Genomic DNA, 5,642 nt, shown 5'->3' with positions numbered 1-5,642 from the left:
CCGATGGGCCATCGAGAATGGAACCGCAGAGTGCATCGTCGCACCGTCACTTTCCGGGGAAATTGTTGTTTCTGCCAACATATCAGCGCCCGCGGCGGATGCCCAAAAACGGCCACGAGGTCACCGGGCCGGCGGTGCCGGCCTGCCCGACGACGTCGACGAGAGGCCGCGATCAGAGAACGGGTGCGGGACCCGTGCTCGACCGGATGACGAGCTCGGCCGGCAGCTGCACGTGCCCGGGGACCTCGTGGCCGTCGAGCAGCTCGATGAGCATGCGCAGGGCGCGCGCACCCATGTCCTGCAGGGGCTGGGCCATGGTGGTCAGCGGCGGCGTGGAGCTCGCCGCCTCCGGCACATCGTCGAAGCCGATGACGGAGACGTCCTCCGGGACCCGCAGCCCCAGCTGATGCGCGACCGCGACGACGCCGAGGGCCGACATGTCGTTGGCGGCGAACACCGCCGTCGGCCGATCCGGTCTGGTCAACAGCTCACGAGCGGCCTCGGCGGTCAGCGCCGACTGATAGCCGCCGTCGCGGACGAGCTCCGGGTCGAAGGGGATGCCCGCCTCGGCGAGCGACTCGCGATAGCCGGCCTCGCGGAGCCTGGCGGAATCGAGGTCGCTACGCCCGCGGATGTGGGCGATGCGGCGGTGGCCGAGGTCGATGAGATGCCGCGTCGCGACCCGTGCCCCGCCGACGCTGTCGGAGTCGATGGTCGACGGGCCGCCGGGTCCCGCGTGCGGGTCGATGGCGACCACGGGAATCGAGGTCGTCGGCATGAGCATCGTGGGCGTGACGATGATGGCCCCGTCGATGAGCGTGCCGGCCAGCCGTGACAGCGACCGGCGCTCCCAGCCGGCTCTGTTCACGCCGGCGACGAGGCCGGAGTAGGCGAGCAGCTCGTATCCGGTCCCCGCGGCGGCGGAGGAGATGCCCTTGAGCAGCTCGGTGGAGAACGATTCGAATTCGGCGACCAGGATCCCGATGACATTGGTGCGCTGGCGCCGGAGGCTGGCGGCGACCAGGGAGGTCTCGTAACCGAGCGCCGCGACGACGTCCAGCACTCGCTTCGAGGTGGCCGCCGCGACGCCGTATCGGCCGTTGACGACCTTGGACACCGTCGGGACCGAGACGCCCGCGGCGCGCGCGACATCGGAGATCGTGACCCGTCCGAACGAGGGGGATGGATTGATCTGGATGTCCATAATGCCTACGCTACCGCCCGCGGCGGTGGATCCGTGGGAGAAGCGGGTCCGCTTAGAAATCGTTATCGATATCGATTGACAAGACGCGCATCCCGGTGCCAGTCTGTACTGCGCGGCAAGGCTGCCGTGCATCACCAACCAACCAAGGGGTTTCCACAATGAAGAGGAAAATTCGAGTCGCGGGTGTTATCGCGCTCGCCGTGGGCACCGCGTTGCTCGCCTCGGGCTGTTCCGGCAGCGGCAGCGGCGGCAATTCGGCTGACGGCAAGGTCACCATGACTTTCTGGCACAACTCGACGACCGGCCCAGGCAAGGCATTCTGGGAGAAGACCGTCAAGGACTTCGAAGCATCGCACAAGAACGTCACCATCAAGATCCAGACTCTCCAGAACGAGGATCTCGACGGAAAGCTCCAGACGGCGCTCAACTCCGGTGACGCTCCCGACATCTTCCTGCAGCGCGGTGGCGGCAAGATGGCCGCCATGGCCGACGCTGGACAGCTGTTGGACATCAGCGACTCCCTCGACTCCACGACGAAGGCCGCCGTGAGCGATGGCGCGCTCAAGGGCGAGTCCTACAAGGGCAAGGTCTACGCGATGCCGGTCGACGTCCTCCCCGAGGGCATCTGGTACAGCCAGGACCTCTTCAGGTCCGCCGGTATCGACACGACGCCCACCACGATGGACGAGCTGAACGCCGACATCGCCAAGCTCAAGACCGCGGGGATCGAGCCAGTCGCCGTTGGCGCAAAGGACGCGTGGCCCGCCGCCCACTGGTACTACAACTTCGCACTTCGCGAGTGCAGCGAGTCCACCCTGGAAAAGTCGGCGTCGTCGCTCAAGTTCGACGACAGCTGCTGGACCAAGGCCGGGAACGACCTCAAGGCCTTCAACGACACCGACCCGTTCAACAACGGCTTCCTCACCACGGCCGCGCAGCAGGGCGCGGGCAGCTCGGCCGGCCTCCTGGCCAACCACAAGGCCGCCATGGAGCTCATGGGCGCCTGGGATCCCGGAGTGATCAGCTCGCTGACCCCCGACGAGAAGGCGCTGCCCGACCTCGGCTGGTTCCCGTTCCCGACCGTCTCCGGAGGCAAGGGCGACCCGGCCTCGATGATGGGTGGCCTCGACGCCTACTCCTGCTCGGCCAAGGCGCCGAAGAAGCAGTGCACCGAGTTCCTCAACTACATGGCAACACAGAGCGTGCAGGAGGGTTACTACAAGGCCTTCGACTCCATCCCCGTCAACAAGGATGCGCAGAGCGCCGTCACCGAGCCGTACCTCAAGTCGGTCCTCACGGCCTACAACAAGGCGCCGTTCGTGTCGCAGTACCTGGACACTCTCTATGGGCAGAACATCGGCAACGCGCTCAACACCGGCGTGGTCGACCTGCTCGCCGGTAAGGGCTCAGTCGACGGGATCATCAAGTCCGTCAACGAAGCCGCAGCTAAGGGATAAATCGTCATCATGAGCAGCTCCCTGGACGCGAAGTCGTCAATCGATCGGCAGCCGCTTCAGGGCACGCAGCAGGTGGGGGACGGTGCACGTCGTGCATCGTCCCCCACCGGGCGGCGGGCCCCGCTCCGGGCCGCGGATTGGCGCAAGCGCATCGAGATCGCCGTCCTCGCGGGACCGGCGATCATCATCTTCCTCGCCTTTGTGATCTTCCCGGTCGGACTGGCGGCGTACTACGGCTTCTTCCGCTGGAAGGGCTTCGGGGTGCCGACCGACTTCGTCGGATTCGCCAACTACGTCCTGATCTTCGCGGACAAGGCCTTCCACGAGGTGCTGCTCCACAACGGCTTCATCGTCGTGCTGTCCCTGATCATCCAGGGGCCGATCGCGATCGTCCTCGCGCTTCTGCTCAACCAGAAGATCCGGGGACGCTCGCTCATCCGCGTCCTGATCTTCGTGCCCTACGTCATCTCCGAGGTCATCGTCGGCACGGGCTGGAGCCTCATGCTCCAGACATCGGGTGCCGTCAACGACCTGTTGCAGCACATCGGTCTCGGCGCGTTCAAGGCCGACTGGCTCTCCAATCCCAAGATCGCCATCTGGTCGTTGATGGTCATCATCTCCTGGAAGTACATCGGCTTCGCCGTCATCCTCTTCCTCGCCGGACTGCAGAGCATCTCCGAGGACCTCTTCGACGCCGCGGCGATCGACGGCGCGGGCTACTGGCAGATCCAGTGGCGCATCACGCTGCCGTTGCTCGGGCCGACCATCCGCATCTGGGCCTTCTTATCGATCATCGGTTCACTGCAGCTGTTCGACCTCGTCTACATCATCTGGGGCCAGTACGTCGCCTCGACGGCGGGCACCTCCACCATGGCGACCTACATGGTCGCGAACGGGCGCACCTCGGGTAACTACGGCTACGGCAACGCCGTCGCGGTCGTGATGTTCCTGATCTCGCTCGTCATTGCATTGATCTATCAGCGCTTCGTGTTGCGACGCGACATGGCCGGCGCGGTCACCGAGAGGCAGAAGTAATGACAGCCACGACACTGGAGACGGCGCCGCACGAGATGCGGCCGTCCCGCGACCGCGTCAAGTGGGGCAACCCGGTTACCTACTTCGTCGCACTGCTCTTCATTGCGGTGTGTCTCGCCCCGGTCCTGTACATCGTGATCGGCGGCTTCCGCAGCAACGCCCAGATCACCTCCTCGCCGGCCGGGTTCCCGAGCCCCTGGCTCTTCAGCAACTACGCGAGTGTGCTGACGAGTTCGATGTTCTGGCAGGAGGTGGGCAACTCGGCCATCGCCGGCGTCACCACGACCATCGGCGTCGTCGTGCTCGGCCTGATGGTGAGCTTCGTGCTCGCCCGCTACGACTTCAAGGGACGGGGGGCGATGTACTCCCTGTTCGCCGCCGGCCTGATGTTCCCGATGACCGTCGCGATCACGCCGCTCTACATCCTGGTGAAGGACCTCGGTCTGATGAACAATCTGGCCGGGGTGATCCTGCCCCAGATCGCGTTCGGCCTGCCGACGACGGTCATCATCCTGGTGCCGTTCCTCAAGGCGATCCCCGACGAGATCGAGGAGGCCGCGTCGATCGACGGGGCGAGTCGACTCGGATTCTTCTTCCGGATGGTCGTGCCGCTGTCGCTGCCCGGGGTGGTCACCACGGGCATCCTCGCCTTCATCGCGAGCTGGAACAGCTACCTGCTGCCGTTGTTCATCCTCAACGACCAGTCGACGTTCACCCTGCCGCTCGGCGTGCAGGCCTTCGCATCGCAGTACTCGGTGGACACGGCCAAGGTCTTGGCGTTCACCTCCCTCTCGATGATTCCGGCGCTCATCTTCTTCACGCTGTTCGAGCGGCGCATTGTCGGTGGCCTGACCGGGGCCGTCAAGGGCTGATGCGCTCGCCGTCGGCCCGTCGCCGCGGCGTGTGATGGTCGGTTCGATTCCTGTAAATGAAAGTGATAATTCGGTGAATGTTGTTGTCCCGGCCATGCCAGAGGTATCGGAGCGCGTGCGCGCGATCCACGCGCGGATGACCCTCGAAGAGAAGCTCGCCCAGATCGTCGGGTACTGGCTGGACCAGAGTGGTCTCGTCGCGCCGATGCAGGGCGAGATGGCCGCGGACCAGAAGGCCGCGGGCGATCTCTCCGAGGTCACCCGTAACGGGCTCGGGCACTACACCCGCGTGTACGGCACGCGCCCCGTCGATCCGGCGGAGCGTGCGGCGTGGCTGTGGGGCGAGCAGCGGCGGCTCAAACGCGAGACGCGCCTGGGCATCCCCGCGCTCGTGCACGAGGAGTGCCTGACCGGGCTCGCCGCGTGGACGGCCGCGACCTTCCCGACGCCGCTGGCCTGGGGCGCATCCTTCGACCCCGAATTGGTGGAGCAGGTCGCGGCCGCCATCGGCGGATCGATGAAGCCGCTCGGCATCCACCAGGGGCTGGCCCCGGTGCTCGACGTCATCCGTGACCCCCGCTGGGGCAGGGTGGACGAGTGCATCGGCGAGGATCCGTATCTCGTCGGCACCGTCGGAACCGCCTATGTGCGCGGCCTCCAGGGGGCAGGCATCCACGCGACGCTCAAGCACTTCCTCGGCTACTCCTCCTCACGCGCCGGCCGCAACCACGCCCCGGTCTACGCCGGGCCGCGGGAGATCGCGGATGTCTTCCTGCCGCCGTTCGAGATGGCGATCCGCGACGGCGGCGCGCGGTCGGTCATGAACTCCTACACCGAGGTCGACGGCATCCCGATGGCCGCCAACCCCGCCTACGTCACCGATCTGCTGCGCGGCACGCTGGGGTTCGACGGCGTCGTCGTCGCCGACTACTTCGCGATCGCGTTCCTCGAGGTCATGCACGCCGTGGCGGCCGACCGCGGCGAGGCCGCGGCGCTCGCGCTCGAGGCGGGAATCGACATCGAGCTTCCGACGGGGGACGCCTACCTGGAGCCGCTCGCGGAGCGGATCCGCAG

At 66.4% G+C, this 5,642-nt stretch carries 5 protein-coding genes; 4 read left to right on the top strand and 1 reads right to left on the bottom strand.

Features of this window, described 5'->3' with window-relative positions:
• Positions 1-172 precede the first annotated feature (172 nt).
• Positions 173-1,204 carry a LacI family DNA-binding transcriptional regulator gene (locus VGC18_RS02415; RefSeq protein WP_331093847.1) on the bottom strand — a complete coding sequence of 344 codons (1,032 nt, stop codon included), beginning with the start codon at positions 1,202-1,204 and terminating at the stop codon, positions 173-175.
• A gap of 158 nt (positions 1,205-1,362) precedes the next feature.
• On the opposite strand from VGC18_RS02415, the gene VGC18_RS02410 reads away from it, so the two are divergent.
• The 4 genes from VGC18_RS02410 to VGC18_RS02395 all read left to right on the top strand — a co-directional run.
• Positions 1,363-2,661, top strand: a complete 1,299-nt coding sequence (locus VGC18_RS02410; RefSeq protein WP_331093845.1) for an ABC transporter substrate-binding protein — start codon at positions 1,363-1,365, stop codon at positions 2,659-2,661.
• A 9-nt stretch (positions 2,662-2,670) separates the two neighbouring features.
• Positions 2,671-3,696: a sugar ABC transporter permease gene (locus VGC18_RS02405; protein WP_331093842.1), complete on the top strand. Its 1,026-nt coding sequence runs from the start codon at positions 2,671-2,673 to the stop codon at positions 3,694-3,696.
• On the top strand, positions 3,696-4,568 hold the full coding sequence (locus VGC18_RS02400) for a carbohydrate ABC transporter permease (protein ID WP_331093840.1): 873 nt from the start codon (positions 3,696-3,698) through the stop codon (positions 4,566-4,568). The genes VGC18_RS02405 and VGC18_RS02400 overlap by 1 nt, the downstream gene beginning before the upstream one ends.
• A gap of 94 nt (positions 4,569-4,662) precedes the next feature.
• The coding region (locus VGC18_RS02395; protein WP_331093838.1) for a glycoside hydrolase family 3 protein at positions 4,663-5,642 on the top strand (980 nt) is incomplete at its 3' end.

Origin of the sequence: Lacisediminihabitans sp. (assembly GCF_036404185.1) — a bacterium.
Taxonomy (GTDB): domain Bacteria; phylum Actinomycetota; class Actinomycetes; order Actinomycetales; family Microbacteriaceae; genus Lacisediminihabitans.
This window is presented reverse-complemented; position numbering and strand designations above follow the sequence as displayed.